This is a genomic window from Bergeyella anatis (assembly GCF_036016955.1).
In the GTDB taxonomy this organism is placed as follows: Bacteria; Bacteroidota; Bacteroidia; order Flavobacteriales; family Weeksellaceae; genus JAYWXI01.
On record NZ_JAYWXI010000020.1, the window covers coordinates 1 to 19,136 of the forward strand.

The window sequence follows — 19,136 nt, forward strand, 5'->3', positions numbered from 1 at the left end:
CGCCAAACGTATTGGTTGGCAGCGGCGTCCCAAGTCAAAACCTGACCGTCCGCCGTACCGGTAGGAAGGCTGAAAGGCACGCCTGCATTCAGCTTGACCCAAGTGCCGGGAAACGAAATATTTTCTTGGCTGTAGTAATAATACCCCACATCGGTAATCCCCGTAATCTTACCACCTCCCATACCGCCGGTGAGGTTCACGTCCTTCACAAACACCAGCATCGAGTGCTGGTCGGGCGTCAAGGTCATATGGGACACAGCTTCCAAAGTCAATCGGGGAATAAGAAGCCCATTCGCCCGCTCTTTAGGAAGATTTTCATTCGGGGCAACCTCTAAAGTCGCTCCCGGTGTGGTCGTGTTAATCCCCACACGCCCGTCGTTCTGCCCGAAGGCGTACACGCCGAGACCCAAAAAAGCCCAAACGGCGTAAGTTGTCGTTTTTTTCATCACAAATCTTTTTTAATGGTTAATGGTTAGTTGTTAAGGGTTAAAAGCATCGGGCGGGGAAGGGGAAGGCGTTAGGTGTTGGATTGGTTATGAAGACTTCCTTCCCGCAACCCTGCACCGATGCAAAAAACAATGAACGCCTGCGCCGTGCTTCCGCACTTTTTTAATGCTTTTCTTTTTCTCTATTTTCCGATGAAGCCGCCGTTTTATTTTTTTGACTGGCGTCGGAAGTGGTTTGGTCTTTGGTCTTGAAACCAAAGAACCAAACGTTCAAGCCCCTGAAAACTCGGCTAAACGCCTCCGTTTTTGAGAGGTCGGAAAAGACCGCTTTAGCTTGTGGCACCGCCTTTGATTCGGACGGAAGACCAAAGGAGAACGCCTTGGTAATGACCCTCTGCGTGGTTTTATTGGGAGCGTGGAATGATTTTGAAAGAAAGCCGGAAAGCCATGGAGCGGCTTTCCGGCGGCTAAAAGCACCGATACACTTAAACTTTAACTTATGAAAACAAAGAAGTGCTTTTAGCTTGGAGTTTATCGTGAAAAATGAACTTCCCGAAAAAGAAAATAGACTAACGGCCAAAACGACCACAAGGGTAAAAACCAAAAAAGCGTTGTTTTGAGGACTCTGTTTTCTCAAAACAACGCCCAAAACCAAAGCCCCCAAAAAATAAAGTGCCGTTGGTTTTTCCGAAAATTTTTTATAAGCTACGCCTACCTGTACCTGCGCGCCCCTATAAGAATTTAGGGAATATAAGTGTGTGTGTGTGTGTGTTTACACAATTATCCGAAACCACCAAATTTTTCAGTTGTTTTTTTTCGTTTTTTCGGATGTCCTTGGGTTCCAAAAGCATAACAGAGCCAAATGTAGAAAATTATTAAGACCCGCACAAGAGGGAACAGAAAAAAATCATTTTTGATACACCACATCCTTTATTTCCTCCGAAAGAAGACCAGGCTTTTCCGAAAAAAAGGAAGCCATCAACCAAAGCGGAACCGGCTGCTTATCCGCCGCATACGCAGGCTGCATATACCCCTCATCCACAACACGAAACCCATTCCGCCGATAAAACGAAATCCGCCGAGCCGCCGAAGGATTTAGCGTCGCCGGTTCCGATTCCAAAACCACCCTCGAACAACGTTGCAACAAAGCCGAAAGCGCTTCGGTTCCGAAATTTTGATAACGAAACTCCGGAAAAATCTCAAAATGCTCCAAAAACACAAATTGCCCCAACGTCCAACAAATCATATACCCCACATAAGTTTGCGCCCGATCCAACGCATAAACCTGAACCTGATCCCGATCAAACAAAGCATAAAACTGAGCCTTACTGCGTCTTTCGTCCTCGGGAAACGCATTGGTATACGAACGGTAAAGCCGATCCACCCTAACCTCTTGAGGATCGTTAAGCCACAAAAGTTCCATCTCGAAAAAAATTAAAGGTCAAAAACGTTAGGCCTGCGGGTTACAAAAATATCCTTCACCCAAAGACAAAACGCCAAAAAAAGATAAAACAAAAAAAAGAAACCCACCGTAGCAAAAGTCGAATAAATAAAAAACACCCTCAGCTTAGTAACCGGAATCCCCAACTTATGCCCCATGCGCGTAAGGACACCAAACCACTCCCGCTCCACATTATGCCTTACTTTCGTTATGATTTTAGGTTCTCGCATAAAAAAATAAAAGTCTTAATATAAAAATTTCGTTTTTCACCCCTCTCCATTGCATTCCAAAAGAGGCTCAAATAAAGACAAAAAGTCCTAAAAATAATTTTAACCCTCTGCTTTTCAGGAAATTTTGTCCGATTAAATTCCGTTTTCAATAAAAGAACGGTTTTTGCCTCCCCTTATGCGAAGATAAAAATTAAAAAATAATCCTTATAAAAAATATCACAAAAAAATATGAATCTTAATCAATTTACAGTAAAATCGCAAGAGGCCATCCAAAAAGCCCAACAAGTCGCAATGGAATTTGGCCATCAAAGTATTGAACCCCAACATCTTTTGGAAGGCATCTTCCAAAGCGATGAAACCATCTCGTCCTTCCTATTAAAAAAATCGGAAGCGGACGCTGCCCTCATAAGAGAAAGAAACCGCACCGCCCTGGAAGCCCTACCCAAAGTGGAAGGCGGAAACCTTTACTTAGGTTCCACCGCAAGCAAAATTCTTTTAGACGCTCCCAATTTGGCAAAAAAAATGGGCGACGAATACGTTACCATTGAACACCTATGGCTGGCTTTAATCGAAAATCCCTCCGCCGTAGCCACCTTACTAAAGGACATGGGCGTAACCAAAGCCCTCTTGGAAGGCGGTATCAAAGAACTCCGTAAAGGCTCCAAAGCCACCTCGGCAAGTTCGGAGCAAACCTACCAAAGCCTAAGCAAATACGCCAAAAACTTCAATGAACTGGCAGCCGAAGGCAAGCTGGATCCCGTCATCGGAAGAGATGAAGAAATCCGCCGCGTGCTTCAAATCCTGTCCCGAAGAACCAAAAACAACCCGATTTTAATCGGTGAACCCGGCGTGGGTAAAACCGCCATTGCCGAAGGAATCGCCCACAGAATCATCAGCGGCGACGTGCCCGAAAACCTGATGGACAAAACCCTCTACGCTTTGGACATGGGCGCATTGATTGCCGGCGCCAAATACAAAGGAGAGTTTGAAGAAAGACTAAAATCCGTGGTCAACGAAGTGATTAAATCCGAAGGTCAAATTATTCTTTTCATTGACGAAATCCACACGCTGGTCGGAGCCGGCGGCGGCGAAGGCGCCATGGACGCCGCCAACATCCTCAAACCCGCTTTGGCAAGAGGAGAACTAAGGGCCGTGGGAGCCACTACTCTAAACGAATACCAAAAATACTTTGAAAAAGACAAGGCTTTGGAGCGACGCTTCCAAAAAGTCATGGTGGAAGAACCCGATACCGAATCGGCCATCTCCATCCTTCGAGGCATCAAAGACAAGTACGAAGCCCACCACAAAGTAAGGATTAAAGACGAAGCCATCATTGCAGCCGTCGAGCAATCCCAAAGGTACATTTCGGATCGTTTTCTTCCGGATAAAGCCATCGACCTCATCGACGAGGCTTCGGCCAAACTCCGAATGGAAATCAACTCCAAACCCGAAGAACTGGACGTTTTGGATCGGAAACTCATGCAAATGGAAATCGAATTGGCCGCCATCGCAAGGGAAGACAATCCCCTGAAAACCGAACACCTTAAAGAGGACATCGCCAAAATCCAAGAGCAAAGAAACGAACTGAACGCCAAGTGGTTAAGCGAAAAACAAAAGTCCGAAGACCTTACAGCCGTTAAAAAAGAAATCGAAACCCTAAAACTGGAAGCCGAACGGGCTTCGAGAGTAGGCGACTACGCCAAGGTAGCAGAAATCCAATACGGAAAACTAAGGGAAAAAGAGCAAGAACTCCAAACATTGGAGCAGACCATGCAAAACCACCAAAACGAACTGATAAAAGAAGAGGTAACCGCCGAAAACATTTCGGAAGTCATTTCCAAATGGACCGGAATTCCCGTTACCAAACTCTTACAAAGCGAAAGGGAAAAACTCCTAAACCTGGAGGAAGAACTCCATAAACGAGTGGTGGGCCAAGAAGAAGCCATCACGGCAGTGGCCGACGCCATAAGAAGAAACCGTGCCGGTTTGAACGACGAGAAAAAACCCATCGGCTCGTTCCTCTTTTTAGGAACCACCGGTGTCGGAAAAACCGAACTGGCAAAAGCCTTGGCCGAGTTCCTCTTCGATGACGAAAATAACATGACCCGTATCGACATGAGCGAATATCAGGAGCGTCATTCGGTGTCCCGACTGGTAGGAGCGCCTCCGGGATACGTAGGCTATGACGAAGGCGGACAACTCACAGAAGCCGTGCGGAGAAGACCTTATTCCGTAGTGCTTTTGGACGAAATTGAAAAAGCCCATCCCGACGTCTTCAACACGCTGCTTCAAGTTTTGGATGACGGACGCCTAACGGACAACAAAGGCCGAGTGGTTAATTTCAAAAACGCCATCATTATCATGACGTCCAATTTAGGCTCTCCTATCATTCAGGAGCGTTTCGACCAAGCCCAACGCGACGAAGAGGATTCGGTTCCTGCCGCCATAGTGGAAGCTACCAAAGAAGAGGTCTTCGGCCTCCTCAAGCAAACGCTTCGTCCCGAGTTTCTGAACCGTATCGACGAAATCGTCCTCTTCCAACCGTTGAGCAAAAAAGAGATCAGCCGAATCGTCCAATACCAGCTGAGAGGTTACAATAAGATGCTGGAGAAAAAAGGAATCATTATGACCGCCACCGAAGATGCCCTAACGTACATCATCGAAAAAGGCTACGACCCCGCATTTGGCGCAAGACCACTGAAAAGAGTGCTGCAGCAGGATGTGCTCAACCTTCTTTCCAAAGCACTCCTCGCCGGAACCATCAGCGACAACCAACGCATCACGCTGGATTATTTTGAAGAAAGCGGATTGGTCTTCCGCCCAACAACCTCTTAATTAAACAAAAACCCAACAAAAAGGACAAACCAAACGTTTGTCCTTTTTTTTAATTAAAATCAATCCGAAAACAAACTATTGCCGCAATAAACGAACCAGAACAGAGTTTTTTCGGCCTTAGTAAATTCTCAAAAAGCAGTACAAAGAAACATTTTTTAATTTTTTCTACTTTTTCGATTTCCCCGTCTTTTTCAAATATTCTATTTAACTGTAATATTTTGGAAGGCAAATTTTCAGCAGGAAAGGATTTAACCAAAACTTCCTACGAAGCACGAAACTCCCATTTATGTACAGGTGGCACATCAGCAACCTTATTTATCTGTTTTTCATTTATTTCTTGCATTTGAAACCGTTTGTTCTTCGGTCGTTACGTAGGCTCCATTAGCAAAGAATATTTTGTTTTTGTCAAGTTTGGTTATGGTATAGGTCATCTCACATAGGTTAAGTTTCTTAATCATGGTGAGTTCTTTGGTTTTAAAGTCTGTACCAACAAGGAAGTTTATTGATTGTCCCTTTTTAAGTTCCTGTGTTTGTAGACCATACTTATTGTTTTCTTTAATAGAATAAAACTGCCCGTTGAAAAAGAACGGATGGTCATCTGTTACTATAATTTTTGTTCCTGAAAAATTAAGTTCATAAAGATTATGATGCTTTTGATTTGCTAATTCCAAGATGGTTGAAACCTCGATTTTCTTTGTTTGTTGGTTAAATGACAATACCTTATCCCCAACGTTCAATTTTTCTATTTCTATCTGCCCGTTAGGCGTAGTTATTAAAGTTCCTTTTGTAAAACAATGAACCCCCGTTCCATCAAATTCAATTTCTGAAATCGCAACATCATCATATTTGTCGCCTTTGTAAACTTCAGTTATCTCAAACTTTAAAAACAGGTCTTTGTCAGTTCCTTGAAGTGTGTCAATAGTAAAAATCTGTTTTGATTTAATATCTTTTAGATTTAATAAAGCATAAGGTTTGTCATTTACATAAAGTTTCAACTGTTTAACTCTTGAGTTATCTTGCCAGACTTTATCAGACTTCATATACCCATTGTAAATCTCAACCGTCGTAACGGGTGGTGATTGTTTAGCAAATCTAAAAGTTATACTTTCCCCAATGCCATAACCTTCAACCCCTTCAATCCAAGCTGTCCTTAATGAAAAGTCGTGAACATTGTCCGCTTTGTAGTCAAGGTTTTTATTTGAAGAAAGAGTTGAACTTGCGAAAATACGATCCGGACCGCCACCACAATACCAATTACAACCCCAAATGCTTACATCCAAGTGGTCTTCTTTACTATATTCTTCTTCGTTTTCCCAAATTTCAATCTGTCTTTCCGTCAAATGTTGTTTTGCCGTTTCATAGTCAGGATAAGTATTTATTAGGCTATCAACTTTTGCGTAAAGTTCATTAAGTCGTTGCTGTTTTTTCCTAGCGTCATCACTAATATCAGGGGTTGAACCAATGGTTGGCTCAATAATTTTTAATTCTTGTGTTGAAACAGTTTCTTCATTTGAAGTTCTTTTTGTCTGCTCTGTCTGTTGTTGAGTTTGTCCGCACGCAGAAACACAAATCACTACTATTAGGGATATTAAGTTGATTATGATTGTCCTTTTCATTGTGTATGGTCTATTGTTCCGTCGTTCGTTAATAAGACTTCCAATACTACTATAATAACCGGATCCGATCCTCCGAAATCGCAATGAGCTTATCCTTATAAAGCCCTCCAATCGCTTTCTTGAAATTCTTTTTACTCATCTGAAGTTCCGCCTTTATTTCTTCGGGCGAAGAACTATCCGAAAGGTAAAGCAATCCGTAGTTTTCTTCCAATGCCTCCAGGATTCTCCGTTTAAATTCGTCGACATGCGCATACCCTTCCGGCTGAAGGGTAACGTCGATTTTCCCGTCCTCGCGCACCGACTTGATATACCCCACCTCCTCCGACAAAGGGTAAAGCTTCTTATAAACGTCCGAAGCGTAAATAAGCCCCAAATGCGTTTGATTCACCACTACATTCCACCCCAGCTCGCTTTCGCCCATAAGAATCAAATTCACCCGATCCCCCTTTTCAAAAGGCAAATTCTCATAATGCGGATTGCGCTTAAACTTCGTCGTCCCCGTAATCAGCCCCGTTTCCTCATCCACGTAAACATATACCAAATAACGTTTCCCCTCCTCCATCTTACCTTTCTGCTGCTTATAAGGAACAAACAAATCCTTGATGATTCCCCAGTCCAAAAATGCCCCCGAAGGCAAACTCTGAACACAAGTCATCACCGCAAACTGACCAACCTGAGCCAAGGGTTCTTCCGTGGTGGCTTTCATCACTCCGTCGTCTTGGTACACAAATACTTCGGCCTCATCGCCTTCACGCCAATGCGGCTCCGAGAAAATTTTGGGAATAAAAGCCTTAGCCCCTTGCCCATCCACCAAAACAAAGCCGGAAGAATTCTGCTCCGCTATCGTTAATCGTTGTTTTTTTCCGAGTTCCATAATGCAAAGGTAATCTATTCCGTCCGGAATATAATTCGCATTGACGCTTTTATTATCAGCCCTCTCCATTTTGCAAAAAAATTCCCTGTCGAAACAACAACAGGGAACACCATAAAACAAAAGCAAATTTCGTTATTTCTCCTTTATTCCAAAGACACTAAGCGCGCCCAAAATCAAAAGAACACCAGCCACCACCAACATCAAAATAGGACTTCCTCCCAATGCCTGAAAAACCACACCACCAAGCACCGCCGCAATAATCTGAGGAATACAAATGGTCCCATTAAACAATCCCAAGTAAGCCCCCATATTGTTCCCCTTCAATGCGTTAGTCAAAATCGTAAACGGTAAAGCCAATATGGCCGCCCAAGCACATCCTATCAGCATATAAGACCCAAACAAAAGGTACTGATCCCGAACAAAAAAAGTGGAAATAAACCCAATCCCGCCCAGCAAAAGACTAACGAAATAAGCCGATTTATTCGTCTTAAAAAACGGCAAAACCACCGCCCAAAGAATTGACCCCACCGATTGCACCGCAAAAAGAACCCCAACCCAATTACCGGCATTCTGAAACGCCAACGATTTGGCGTCCGTCGTATTCCAGACGGTTTCCGCTATGCCCGCATTGGTGTATGTCCACATATAAACAAAAGCAGACCAGCAAAAAAACTGGGTAAGCCCCACCGTCCAAAAAACCTTAGGAGCCTTCCTGAGCAACTGAAACACATTCACTTTTTCCTTCTTCCCCTCCTCTATACCATGAAACTTAGCATACTCCTGAGGCGGCATCTCCTTCACATTGAGAATCGTATAGAGCACACAACCAATCAAAATCGCTGCACCTACGTAAAAAGAATAAATCACCGAATCCGGCACCACGCCTTCCGCCGCCGTATTCCGTATCCCAATCCAGGTGAAAAGAATAGGAAACAAAAAGCCCACAAAATTACCCGCATTGCAAACAAAACTCTGAACGGAAAAAGCCAGTTTCTTTTGCTTCTCGTTCACCATATCCCCCACCATCATCTTAAAAGGCTGCATCGCCATATTAATTGCCGTATCCAAAAGCATCAACGCCACCAAACCAAAAATCATCGCGTTAGCCACGCTGAGGTTAAAACTCCCCGCATTAGGCAGCAGAGCCATCACAATGACCGCCACCAAAGCCCCCACAAACAAGTAAGGAATCCTCCGTCCCCAACGCGTCCAGGTGTTATCACTCATCACCCCGACAATCGGCTGGATAATCAGCCCCATGAGCGGAGGTAAAATCCAAAAATAACTCAGATTATGCGGATCCGCACCCAACGTCTGAAAAATACGGCTGTTATTGGCATTCTGAAGCGCATAAGCAATCTGAACCCCGAAAAAACCGAAATTAATGTTCCAAATCTTCCAAAAGCTAAGATTCGGTTTTGTAGATATCGTATTCATTGATAATAGTTTATTTATTTTCTACTGTTTTTCATTTTTTTTATTTCCTCCCGTTTTCGCAAACGTTCCAGCAAATAGTTTTCTCCGGAAGCCTTATGTTCTTTCACCGCCTTTACCGCCTCGTTAGGCACGGTAAGCGAAAGCACATACTGCCGAATCCGCCACCCCGAAGCCGTTTTCTCCACAACCCCGCTGCCTCGGCAAAGCCCCATCGCCGTATCCAAAAGCTCATCGAACCAAGCATACCCCGAATCTCCACCCAAATAAACATGGCGTTCCAATGGTATAAATTGCCAAGCTTTACCTTTAGCAAAATGAGGATGAGCGTAAGCCTTAAAAGCATCCTTATCCCAAACCTCCCCTGCATCCGTACCGATAAAAACCAACTCCTCCGAAAAAAGAGCAAAATACCCCTCAAAATCCGCCGCTCCCGAATACCGGTTCAGGTCATCCAGTAATGCTTCGATGCGTTTCTTTTCGTCCTTCACCGTGTCTTCCGGCAATGCCTGACCCCAAAGCCTCCCCGAAAAGCAAACCACCAACCAAACCCAGAGCCATCCGATTTTAAACAACGCCATCTTTCTCATCTTATTTTAATTCCAAAATCAAAGGCGATTTAGCAGGCAGTACAAGCCGCCCTTGTGACGAAACCTCATAAAACTTTTTTTCGATGGGATCAAACCCCTGAGTTACCCCACCGAGGCTTTCCTCAAAACGTTTCAAGTCCAATACCGTTTCCGTATCGTTGGTATTAAGCACCACCATCACCTTCTCCTGATCGTCGTAACGGAAATAAACATAAACATTCCCCTGAGGCACATAATGCTTCGTTTTCCCCGTATGAATCACGTTCTTACCCTTCCGCCAATTGAGCAAAGCCGCCGTATAATCATAAAAAAGGGTTTGTTCCGCAGTTCGCCCTTCGGCCTCAAAAGCATTTTGAGCGTCCCCAGGCCAACCCCCAGGAAAATCGCGACGAATATCCGCATCGCCACCCCGAGCCTTGCTTCCCCTAAGCCCCACTTCGGAGCCGTAATACAGCTGAGGGTACCCCCGAACCGTCGAAATCAAAGCCATCGCCAACTTATAATAACGGACATCCCCGTCAAAAATCTCATTCCAGCGTTCCGTGTCGTGATTCTCAAAGAAAACCATCACGTTGCCGATGTCCGGGTAAAGAAAATCGCTCGAAAAAACATTATAGAGCCTGACCAACCCCCGATCCCAACGCTCTTCTTCCTGCAAAGCCAAAGGCAAATCTGCAAAAAGCGTAAAATCCATCACCGAAGGCAAATGGGAATCATACCCCTTCATCGCCCCGATTTTGGAAGCCTTCTGCCAAAACGAAATATGCGCAGGACTATACATCCAAGCCTCGCCAACAATATTCAAATGTGGATACTCCTCCGTAATCGCCTTAGCCCATTTCGCCATAGCCTCCTTATCGTTGTAAGGATAAGTATCCACACGCAATCCGCCAAGCTCGGCATACTCGATCCACCAAATCGCATTCTGAATCAAATAATTGAGAACCAAAGGATGACTCTGATTCAAATCCGGCATAGTCGTATCAAACCACCCGTTCAAAGCCTCCCGCCGATCCACCAAAGCCGCATTCGCATCAAACTGCGTCGTCGTACGGTAATTGGAACGCTTAAAACCAAACGACCCCTCGCCGTCGGGAAAACGGTGAATCCAATCCTTAGAAGGCAAATCCTGAATCAACCAATGGGAAATCCCCCAATGGTTCGTCACGTAATCCTGAATGAGAAGCATCCCCCTTTTCTTAAGTTCCCGAGAAAGCTCCAAATAATCTTCATTCGTCCCATAACGGGCATCGATGCGGTACAAATCCGTCTGGGCATACCCGTGATAAGAATAACTTTTTTCATCATCCTGATTCACAGGCGTCAGCCACAAAACCGTTACCCCTAATTCCCGAAGATAATCCAACCGATTGATAATCCCCCGTAAATCGCCTCCATGACGCCCCGAAGGAAGCGTTCGGTCAGCCTTTTCCCGTAACGAAGGCTGGGAATCATTAGAAACATCGCCGTTAGCAAAACGATCCGGCATAATGAGATACACCGCATCCTTCGCCCCAAAAGAAGGCCGTTGCGCCGAATGAGGCTGTCGGTCTTTCAACTCGTAACGGTAAGACGCCAAACGTTTCTTTCCATTTTGAAGGTAGATTTCAAACCCCGATCCCGGAACCTCCCGAGTATCTATCGTTACAAACAAATAATTGGGATTTTCCACCTTCTCCACCGATACCGGCTTCACACCATCGGAAAAAGCAAGCGTCCCACGAGCAATCCCATCCCCATAAAGCAAAATCTGAACCCGAGGATTTTTCATCCCTTTCCACCAAAAGGCAGGTTCCACCTTTTTAAACTGAGCCGAAAGCCCACCGGAAACCATCAACCCTAAAAACAAAAACCATAAAACACTCCTCTTCATCGGAATAAAATTTTTAATCTTAAAAAAAGCCCCTAAAGGTACGAAAAACCACCTTACGAAGTCTCTCTCGCAAGACGATTGGCCAACCAACTGACATAAAACAGTTGAAAACTATGATAAATCATCACCGGAAGTAGAAAAATAACCTTCTGCTCCGGAGAAATCCCCAACACCATCACAAACAAACTCCCGTGAACCAAAGACTTCTTAGACCCACAAAAAGTGGCCGTTATCGTATCCTCCCGACCAAACCCCATCGTTACCGCTAAACGTCTCAACACCTCGTAAACCACAAAAAACAACCCGATAACAAACCCCGAAAGCCCCGCAAGTTGAACCAAAGGAATCTCCGCAAACACCCGTTCCGTAAACGCTTTGGAAAAACTCTCATAAACAATCAGCAAAATAACCAACCGATCGAACTCCGAAATGACTTTTCCGTAACGGGAAACCGTCTTTCTAAACAAAGGATTCAAAAGCCCGCCAAGCCCAATAGGAAGGATCACCTTAAGCAAAAGCTGACGAAAAACCGCACCGTCGCTTTCCGTCACTCCCGAAGAAGTCAAAAAAAGCCCCATCAGCAGCGGCGTAACCACCACCCCAATCCACCCCGAAACCGACGCGTTAAAAATAGCCGAAGTAACATTCCCCCGAGCCATCGAAACCATTACCACCGAAGAAGAAACCGTAGAAGGCAAACAAGCCAAGAAAAAACAAGCCAGCCAAAGCAACTCATAAGCCCCTCCTCGAACCAAACCATAAAACAAAAGCACCAGCACAGGAAACAAAACAAACGTCCCAAACTGAACCAGTAGATGAAGCCGCCAATTGGACAAATCCCTCCCCACACTCCTAAAATCCAACTTAAGACCGTACAACAAAAAAATCCCCGCAATCCCCCAATCGATAAACCCCGGCAAATCAAACCACACCGAATAATGCGCTTTATAAGGGAACCCTTTGGCCATCGCCACCATCGCCCCAAGCAAAAGCAAAAACACCGTCTGGCGGTCGAAAAAAGCTAATTTACTATTCAAAATAAACCCAAGTATGAAATTAAAAAGCCTTCATTTAGGCAAAGCAAAATTAAAAACTTTCCCTGACCCTACCCTCAAAAACGACAAATATCAGCCCGTACCCCCAGAAATACCCCCATTTCTAAACCCAACCATAAAAATTTCAACATAATTTTGTAAATTCGCCTCTCAAAAATAAAGCAAAGCGGCCCCGTAGTTCAACGGATAGAATAGAAGTTTCCTAAACTTTAGATCCAGGTTCGATTCCTGGCGGGGCTACAACCATATATTGATTATCAATATTTTAACTTATTTTTTGAAAATTTGTTACCACCGTTGTTACCACCGAGGAGCGTTTTACTCATTTTTACCCTCATTTTGATTAGATGAAAAAGGGGCGTTTTTGCCCCTGTTTTTTTATTCGTTACCGTAGTTAATATTTAACCGATATTCATAGACAAACCCAACGCTCTCAATAAGGCTAAAAAATTAGATAACTGTAAATCTGTTTTACCCTGTTCTATTTTTGCGATATACGCCCTGTTTTTGCCTACCTTTTTTGCTAGTTCTTCCTGCGTTAGGTCTCTTTCTTTTCTAGCTTCTCTTATCAATTCCCCATAATAGTAAGCTAGTGCCTTTGCTTGGAACTCTTCTCTTTGTGGTGTTCCTACTTTTCCGTGAGTAGTATCTATATACTCGTTCATTGTAGGTAGTTCTTTTTCTACTTTATCCCAATTTATTTTTATTGCCCCCATTGCTTCGTTTTTATATGCAATGTTACAAATTTATTACATACACGCAAAGTAATTTTATAACCTCATCTAATCCCTTTTTATAGTGTCAGAATGTAATAAATGTTACCCTTTTTTATGGACTCCAAAAATTCCCCCTGGAGGATATTAAAAACATTAAATATTTGATGAGGTTATTTTTACTGAAGTTTACTGAATATTTACTGAACATTTCGTTTTAGTGAAGTTTAGTGAATATTTAATGAACCTTTTTCCTTTCTCTTTTACCGCAGTTTAGCGAATATTTACCGAACATTACCGCTTTTCTAACTTACCCCATTTTACCCCAATATTACCGTTCTTTCTAGTTATAGTAAAGAGAATTAGAAATTTCGTATATTTGCATTGACGGGGAGGTGGACATAAAGGCAGTAATACCCTGAAAATCTCGGTCAAGACCGATTAAGTTCGAGAGAGTATAATGAAGATACGCCCTGTTATACTCGGAAGATTGGGCTTTTGAGAACAATCTTTTTAGTCATAAAGGAGAGTTTTGCTCTCCTTTTTTTATCTTGTCCATTTTTTTCTGAACCACTCTTTAAAATACTTGTCTTCAGTCCTCTTTCTGTTAATTAAGATTTCCTTACTTCTCCTAAATATTAAAACCTCTCTCACACTATCATTTATGATAACCCAAAAAACCCAAGCCTTTTTTGAAAAACCCACTGAAACCCAAAAAAGCCTTAATGTAAATGTAAATGTAAATAAAAATGTAAATAATAATTCGTCGTACGACGACAATTCTGTCGCAAAACATCGCAAGGCGATAATTCTATCGCAAACATCACTGATAAAGATAGTGTAAGTGATAGTGATAAAGAAAATAATTCGTCGTATGGAGAGGATTAAACTAAAAGTAAATTAAACCGTGCCCATTGGGTTCATATTTTACCCTTATCTTTAAAATGATTTTAAGGTATCAAAAATCAATTATATTCTACTAAGTAATACCTAACATTAGAAATGTTTTTAAATTGATTTTTGAGGTGTTTTTGATTAAAATAACTGCATTTGCCAATCAGGGTAATGCCTAGCCTCAAACTTTGCCCTGTTGTGTTTCTTGTTGAACTTAGCGTTTCGGATATTGTGAGCAATGAAATAAATCTTATCTTCCAAATTTACACCCCTCTTATTTCTCGGCAGATATTTTTTCTCTAAATCGTTGAATATTTTTCGCTCATTTTTCCAATAATATTTTAGCCCCGTGAAACATAAAAATTTGCTCCCTTTTTTCTGCATTGAAATATCCAATTTCGTAACCTCGCAAACACTCTCTTTTTTTTCGTATTCAGTCGCCCCATTTTTACCCTCTGTTTTTTCGCCTTGTTTAACATCACTCCCTACACCCCCAAATGGTAACGAAATTACCCTATATACTAGTGGTAATTTTGTAACAATTTCACTTTTTGAAATATCGGTAATTTTGTAACAATGTTTAATATTTTTATCATCAGAATTTGGCTCTAAAATATTGGTAATTTTGTAACAATTTTCACGCAAAAGTTCGTCCCATTTTTCAGCTATTAAGTTAGATATTTTAGCCTTGATATTTTGACTATGTTTCACAACGATTTTATTGTAATCTCGCTTATTTTTAAACCTTTCTACTCTATCCTCTATATTACTCCAAAAATTAGGGTTACAATAGTCTTTTATAGCTTCTTTTTCCCTTTTGTTCATCTTATCGGTACGCATTGTAAAATCATAGAAATAGACCTCATCAAAACACTCTAGTAGCCTGTATTTTAATTGCTCCATTTTTTCAGTATCCAATAAGTCCGTAAGGTAAGTTATACCTATATCGTTGAGTTTTTGCATTTTCCTGTACTTCATTTCAAAACGAAAAGTGTTCGGCTGTATGTTCTTAACTATGGTTACCTCTATATCGTCATCATTATACTGCCTGTACTTGTCGTATATCTTTACGAAATACTGCGTTTTTTCCACCTCTCTAAAGTTACCTGCCGTTATGCTCTTGGTAAACTCTTTATCTTGGTAAAATAGTAGGTTATTGAGTACCTTTTGAGGGTCAAAAGGGAGCGTAACATTTACCCCAAATTCTAAGTTAGTCAGCTTTAGGTGTTGAGGTGTTAGACCTAGTACCCTTTCTATCTCGTAAAGGGTTACGGATAAATCCTGACTATTAAAATCGTTACCGTTAAAATCTGCCTTATTAAAAAACTTATGCAAACTGCCCTCTATATATACACTCCTAGAGGGGTATTGTATTATCTTCATTTGGTTGTATAACCCTACCATTTTACCACTCGTTTCGCCTGTTGTGGTGTTTACCTCTGTTATAAAATCCATTAACTCGATTCTAAGTTGATAAGGGGCTTCGTACTTCGCACGGATATAATCTATCATATTACATTTTATTAAGCGATGATTAGCGACAATTAGCGTTTTATTTGGTTTATCTGATGAGGTTAGACCGCAAACCTCATCAGTAAATCTATTTTAGTTTTATAGTATTCTATTTTGCCTCTGATGAGGTCTTTTGTCGTTTCGGTCTTATTGGCTAAGGTTATAAAGTCCGTTTCCAAATCCTCTCGCTTGGTGCGGTACTCTATGTATAACCGTTTTTGTATTTTTTTAGCCTCGTCTAAACTGCATACCTTAAATATAGTTTGTTGTCTGCCGTTGCATTCTTTCGTGCCTATCTTTCGGATTAGCCCCACTTTTTGCAGGTCGCTAATACGGTTGGTTACTAGATTGGTGTTTATATTGTAAGCGTTTGCGAGTTCCGTATAGGTACACTCTCCTAATTGCTCTATCTGTTTTAATACCGTTGTCATTCTCTCAGGTAGTTCCTTTATTATGGCTTTGTAGCCCTCCTTTTGTGCGTTCATAATTTTATTATTTTGGTTATCCTTTGGTTATGGTTAGGTTATCTTTCGGTTATAGTTAGGTTATTCGTTGGTTTGCCTTTGGTTTGTCGGCGGTTCGTCAGCGGTTTGCTGACAACCTGCACCCCTATATTTTATTGCGTTTTAGTGGTTTGTTTTAGGCGGTATCTTGGTTTAATTTCTCAAATACTCGGTTGTTGAGTGTCTTAATCTCATCTAAAAACTCGTCATAGGTTATATCCCCTTTCATTGCCCTTTCGTAAATATCAGGGTAGTCATCGTTAAGGTCATTTCTTACATCAAAAATGAAACAGTCTATATCCCAATCAGGTACAAAAGATACAGTTTGCGATACATACCAAAATACATTACTTATCCTGTACAACTCTTTTGTAGTATCGAAATAGGTCTTTTTGTGTTCTTCTGTAATTTCTTTGTTTTCTATGATACACCTCAGCAAAGTGTAAAATATATCTGCGTTTACTTTGGGCTTACCTAACCCCTCTAAGAATAGGTTTAGGTTATGGGTGTTATCCATTGTCTCTAACAAGTACAAAGACAACTCAAAGCTGTTAAAATAGTCTGTATTTGTTCCAAAATCCTCATCATATACCAGGGTTGGTCTTTTGTTTTCTGCATTTTTCAGTTCACTTTCGTAGATACTGCTGATGCTGTTTATTATTCTCATTTTATTTGTTTTTTAGTTAGTTAATTGATTAGATAATTCCTTTTGCTCGGTCTGATATAGCTTGTATCCATTGAGGTTCTAATGGTAATAAACACCCCATAATCTCATTTATAGAGTTCGTCATCTCCTTTACTTGTGGATTATTAGAGGCTACCTCGTGCAGTCCTGAACGCACTCGCCAAAGGTTAGCTAGTAGGTTATTATAAGCCTCTTCGCTGTTGAGCAACTGCTCTAGGTGTTTTACCATATAAGGCTCTAAATAGGTTCTTTTGGGGCTTACCTGCCCATTGTTGTGCTGATTTGTCATAGCGTTATTTTATATATCTTTTATTTACTTTTAATGTATATTTTATAATTGCAAATTTACATCTTAGTATGATTATATGCAAATTAAATGTAAAATATATACCTTGTTATTTACATTTGGTGTATATTTGCAGTATAATTAAAGTAACCAATGTTAAGGCTTAAAGAAATTTTAAAAGACAAAGGCGTTACAGGTAAAGAATTAGCTAACAAAATAGGATTAACCGAAACTAGTATATCAAGGATTGTAAAAAATGAACAATTCCCAAATGCTAAGACTTTAAAGGATATTTCTAACGCCTTAAATATTCCTGTTAGAGACTTATTCGCTCATTCTGATAACGAAACACCTTTATATATCCAAAACGAGCAAGGGGATTATGTAGAGGTAGGTAGTCTTAAAATAGACGCTCTTAAACCTAAAAAAATATCTGAATAATATCTCTAGGGTAAGTATTAACATAGCCAAAACGAGGGTCAAATATTTGCCCTATGATAATATCATTATCACGGCAGTATTTCGCTACCTTACGCCCTATGATAGAGACTGTTTTATTATCAATTCGTTTTTTCTCTAGTGTGGCGTAACCTGCTATTGTGATAAAACTCTCCTCGCTTGTGGTTATCCTCGCCTTGATATGATTAACTTCTTTTTGTAGCGTTTCTAGTTGCTGTGATTGCTGTAGTAATAATTGAGCGGATTGTGCCACTATCTCCACCTGCGAAAGTGGTTTTTTTAGGCGTTTTTCACACTCTATAAAATACTACCTCGCTTGTTTGCCTTTTTCGCTTCTCTGTAACATTGAAATCTCTTTTGCACAATCTAGCGTAAGGGCGTAATTTATTAAGGGGCGCCCGCCGTTAGGTTTTTCGGAAAAATCCGATAAACTCTGATAGTCAATATTTTCAATAAATCCATACTCAAACATTCGCTTTATCCAATCTGCGAATTTATCTTTTATCTCTAAAAAAGAGTGTAACTCTCTAGCTGACACGGCTTGTTTGCCATTTTGTTCTGTAATTTTGATTAACTCGTTCATTTTTATATTTTAGTGTTTATGATTTATAACTTTTTTACCTATATTTGCCCTATGTAAATGCCGTTTATTGGTGTTACAATTCAACAATTAAAGGGGGTCTTTTGGGCTTCCTTTTTTTTTATTAGTATTTGATTTTACCTTTATCTACTAATGCCTCTACTTCTTTGCGTTTGTAATACACCCTATTACCTATACCGTACGCCGTTAGTTTACCGCCCTTTGCCCAACGGTTCAGAGTGGAGTAATCTATATGCAGTAATTCACATACCTCTTTCCGTGTGAGGTAGGTTGTGGGTTCTTTGGGTTGAAATTGTTTTGATAGTCTTTGCTCCAATTCAGGAACAATAGCGTTAGAAATCGCTTTGATTAGTTCGTTAGGGTTTGTCCCTATAAATTGTATTGCCTCCATAATTTTTTTGTTTAGAATTATGGGGCAAAAGTATATTGTGCGGTTGCTTGGGAACTAACTTGGGAGTTCCCAAAAAAGTTCCCAAATTTTTAATTTATTGATTTTTAGACTTTTTCTCTAAGTCTTCTGTTTTCATATTTTTTAGTTTCTCTAGGTAGTCTTTAGCAAACTCTTGGTTTATTTTTCCGCTTGATGTTCGCACTTCTCTCACATATCTATCGGTAGTATCTAAAATATCAGCAAACAAAAACTCTACCTGCCTACCGTGATACCCTTTATTGTATATATGTTGATAAATACCTAACTCAATTAAAATATTTATTTTTTGAGTTTTGTTTAGCTTAACTCTCGCCTTTTGTTTTTCGTGTTCTTCGCCTGTTGTGTGTTGCTCTTCTGCGGTTGGTGTTACCTCATCGGATAAATTATAGGGTAAATCCCCTTTTAGTGGTGTTATTTTGCCTGTTGTGGGGTCTACTTTACCCAATAAGCGAACATTTGCACTTTTTTTAATATTTATAATATACTCTATATGATTTACTATTTTAGGGAGTGCGAATTTTAGGTTTTTGAATTGGTTAGCCGTTAAGTATATTTTAAAATTCACACTAATTCATTAAGTTATTGATATATAAAAAATTATAAGCATTTTTTCAATTTCAGGTAACGAATTAGTAACTCAACTTGCTTCTTTTGATTTC

At 41.0% G+C, this 19,136-nt stretch carries 21 protein-coding genes and 1 tRNA gene; 3 read left to right on the plus strand and 19 right to left on the minus strand.

Annotated features, from left to right (window positions below; all coding sequences use genetic code 11):
* From VQ048_RS10795 to VQ048_RS10810, 4 genes are all read right to left on the minus strand, one after another.
* On the minus strand, positions 1-446 hold a 446-nt coding region (locus VQ048_RS10795), incomplete at its 3' end, for a phage tail-like protein (RefSeq protein ID WP_503619823.1).
* A 163-nt stretch (positions 447-609) separates the two neighbouring features.
* A complete protein-coding gene (locus tag VQ048_RS10800) occupies positions 610-1,050 on the minus strand; it encodes a hypothetical protein (RefSeq protein ID WP_327611700.1) in 441 nt (146 codons plus the stop codon).
* A gap of 303 nt (positions 1,051-1,353) precedes the next feature.
* The gene (locus VQ048_RS10805) at positions 1,354-1,869 is read right to left on the minus strand and encodes a GNAT family N-acetyltransferase (RefSeq protein ID WP_327611701.1); all 516 of its coding nucleotides are present in this window, start codon (positions 1,867-1,869) and stop codon (positions 1,354-1,356) included.
* 11 nt (positions 1,870-1,880) lie between these two features.
* Positions 1,881-2,117 (minus strand): PspC domain-containing protein, encoded by a 237-nt coding sequence (locus VQ048_RS10810; protein WP_442872822.1) that lies wholly within the window; start codon positions 2,115-2,117, stop codon positions 1,881-1,883.
* Between the two features lie 228 nt (positions 2,118-2,345).
* On the opposite strand from VQ048_RS10810, the gene clpB reads away from it, so the two are divergent.
* Entirely contained in the window at positions 2,346-4,952 is a 2,607-nt protein-coding gene (clpB, locus tag VQ048_RS10815; RefSeq protein WP_327611702.1) for an ATP-dependent chaperone ClpB, read from the plus strand.
* 326 nt (positions 4,953-5,278) lie between these two features.
* Here the strand turns inward: clpB and VQ048_RS10820 are convergent, their stop codons facing one another.
* The 6 genes from VQ048_RS10820 to VQ048_RS10845 all read right to left on the minus strand — a co-directional run bounded on the left by VQ048_RS10820 (position 5,279) and on the right by VQ048_RS10845 (position 12,376).
* Positions 5,279-6,568 carry an NADase-type glycan-binding domain-containing protein gene (locus VQ048_RS10820; protein ID WP_327611703.1) on the minus strand — a complete coding sequence of 430 codons (1,290 nt, stop codon included), beginning with the start codon at positions 6,566-6,568 and terminating at the stop codon, positions 5,279-5,281.
* 49 nt (positions 6,569-6,617) lie between these two features.
* On the minus strand, positions 6,618-7,442 hold the full coding sequence (locus tag VQ048_RS10825; protein ID WP_327611713.1) for a CvfB family protein: 825 nt from the start codon (positions 7,440-7,442) through the stop codon (positions 6,618-6,620).
* A 132-nt stretch (positions 7,443-7,574) separates the two neighbouring features.
* Positions 7,575-8,879, minus strand: coding sequence for an MFS transporter (locus VQ048_RS10830; protein ID WP_327611704.1), 1,305 nt, complete (start codon positions 8,877-8,879; stop codon positions 7,575-7,577).
* A gap of 14 nt (positions 8,880-8,893) precedes the next feature.
* Positions 8,894-9,457, minus strand: coding sequence for a nuclear transport factor 2 family protein (locus VQ048_RS10835; protein ID WP_327611705.1), 564 nt, complete (start codon positions 9,455-9,457; stop codon positions 8,894-8,896).
* 10 nt (positions 9,458-9,467) lie between these two features.
* On the minus strand, positions 9,468-11,339 hold the full coding sequence (locus VQ048_RS10840; RefSeq protein WP_327611706.1) for a glycoside hydrolase family 13 protein: 1,872 nt from the start codon (positions 11,337-11,339) through the stop codon (positions 9,468-9,470).
* A gap of 53 nt (positions 11,340-11,392) precedes the next feature.
* Complete coding sequence (locus VQ048_RS10845; protein ID WP_327611707.1) at positions 11,393-12,376, minus strand: bile acid:sodium symporter family protein; 984 nt, start codon at positions 12,374-12,376, stop codon at positions 11,393-11,395.
* A 186-nt stretch (positions 12,377-12,562) separates the two neighbouring features.
* On the opposite strand from VQ048_RS10845, the gene VQ048_RS10850 reads away from it, so the two are divergent.
* Positions 12,563-12,634: transfer RNA gene (locus tag VQ048_RS10850), tRNA-Arg, on the plus strand.
* Between the two features lie 161 nt (positions 12,635-12,795).
* Here VQ048_RS10850 and VQ048_RS10855 read toward each other — a convergent pair.
* The 5 genes from VQ048_RS10855 to VQ048_RS10875 all read right to left on the minus strand — a co-directional run bounded on the left by VQ048_RS10855 (position 12,796) and on the right by VQ048_RS10875 (position 16,990).
* Positions 12,796-13,110: a helix-turn-helix domain-containing protein gene (locus tag VQ048_RS10855; protein ID WP_052911092.1), complete on the minus strand. Its 315-nt coding sequence runs from the start codon at positions 13,108-13,110 to the stop codon at positions 12,796-12,798.
* A gap of 1,032 nt (positions 13,111-14,142) precedes the next feature.
* Positions 14,143-15,513 (minus strand): hypothetical protein, encoded by a 1,371-nt coding sequence (locus tag VQ048_RS10860; RefSeq protein ID WP_327611708.1) that lies wholly within the window; start codon positions 15,511-15,513, stop codon positions 14,143-14,145.
* Between the two features lie 62 nt (positions 15,514-15,575).
* Entirely contained in the window at positions 15,576-15,998 is a 423-nt protein-coding gene (locus VQ048_RS10865; protein WP_052911096.1) for a hypothetical protein, read from the minus strand.
* Positions 15,999-16,152: 154 nt separating this feature from the next.
* Positions 16,153-16,683 (minus strand): hypothetical protein, encoded by a 531-nt coding sequence (locus VQ048_RS10870; protein ID WP_327611709.1) that lies wholly within the window; start codon positions 16,681-16,683, stop codon positions 16,153-16,155.
* Between the two features lie 28 nt (positions 16,684-16,711).
* A complete protein-coding gene (locus VQ048_RS10875) occupies positions 16,712-16,990 on the minus strand; it encodes a hypothetical protein (RefSeq protein ID WP_327611710.1) in 279 nt (92 codons plus the stop codon).
* 150 nt (positions 16,991-17,140) lie between these two features.
* Here VQ048_RS10875 and VQ048_RS10880 point away from each other — a divergent pair, with 150 nt between their 5' ends.
* Positions 17,141-17,428 carry a helix-turn-helix domain-containing protein gene (locus VQ048_RS10880; RefSeq protein WP_015345510.1) on the plus strand — a complete coding sequence of 96 codons (288 nt, stop codon included), beginning with the start codon at positions 17,141-17,143 and terminating at the stop codon, positions 17,426-17,428.
* Here the strand turns inward: VQ048_RS10880 and VQ048_RS12960 are convergent.
* The 4 genes from VQ048_RS12960 to VQ048_RS10895 all read right to left on the minus strand — a co-directional run bounded on the left by VQ048_RS12960 (position 17,409) and on the right by VQ048_RS10895 (position 19,042).
* Positions 17,409-17,708: a hypothetical protein gene (locus VQ048_RS12960; protein WP_442872823.1), complete on the minus strand. Its 300-nt coding sequence runs from the start codon at positions 17,706-17,708 to the stop codon at positions 17,409-17,411. The genes VQ048_RS10880 and VQ048_RS12960 overlap by 20 nt on opposite strands.
* A 45-nt stretch (positions 17,709-17,753) precedes the next feature.
* A complete protein-coding gene (locus VQ048_RS12965) occupies positions 17,754-18,029 on the minus strand; it encodes an antA/AntB antirepressor family protein (protein ID WP_442872824.1) in 276 nt (91 codons plus the stop codon).
* A gap of 121 nt (positions 18,030-18,150) precedes the next feature.
* Entirely contained in the window at positions 18,151-18,438 is a 288-nt protein-coding gene (locus tag VQ048_RS10890) for a helix-turn-helix domain-containing protein (protein ID WP_013446715.1), read from the minus strand.
* Between the two features lie 94 nt (positions 18,439-18,532).
* Positions 18,533-19,042, minus strand: a complete 510-nt coding sequence (locus VQ048_RS10895) for a hypothetical protein (protein ID WP_327611711.1) — start codon at positions 19,040-19,042, stop codon at positions 18,533-18,535.
* Between the last annotated feature and the right edge of the window lie 94 nt (positions 19,043-19,136).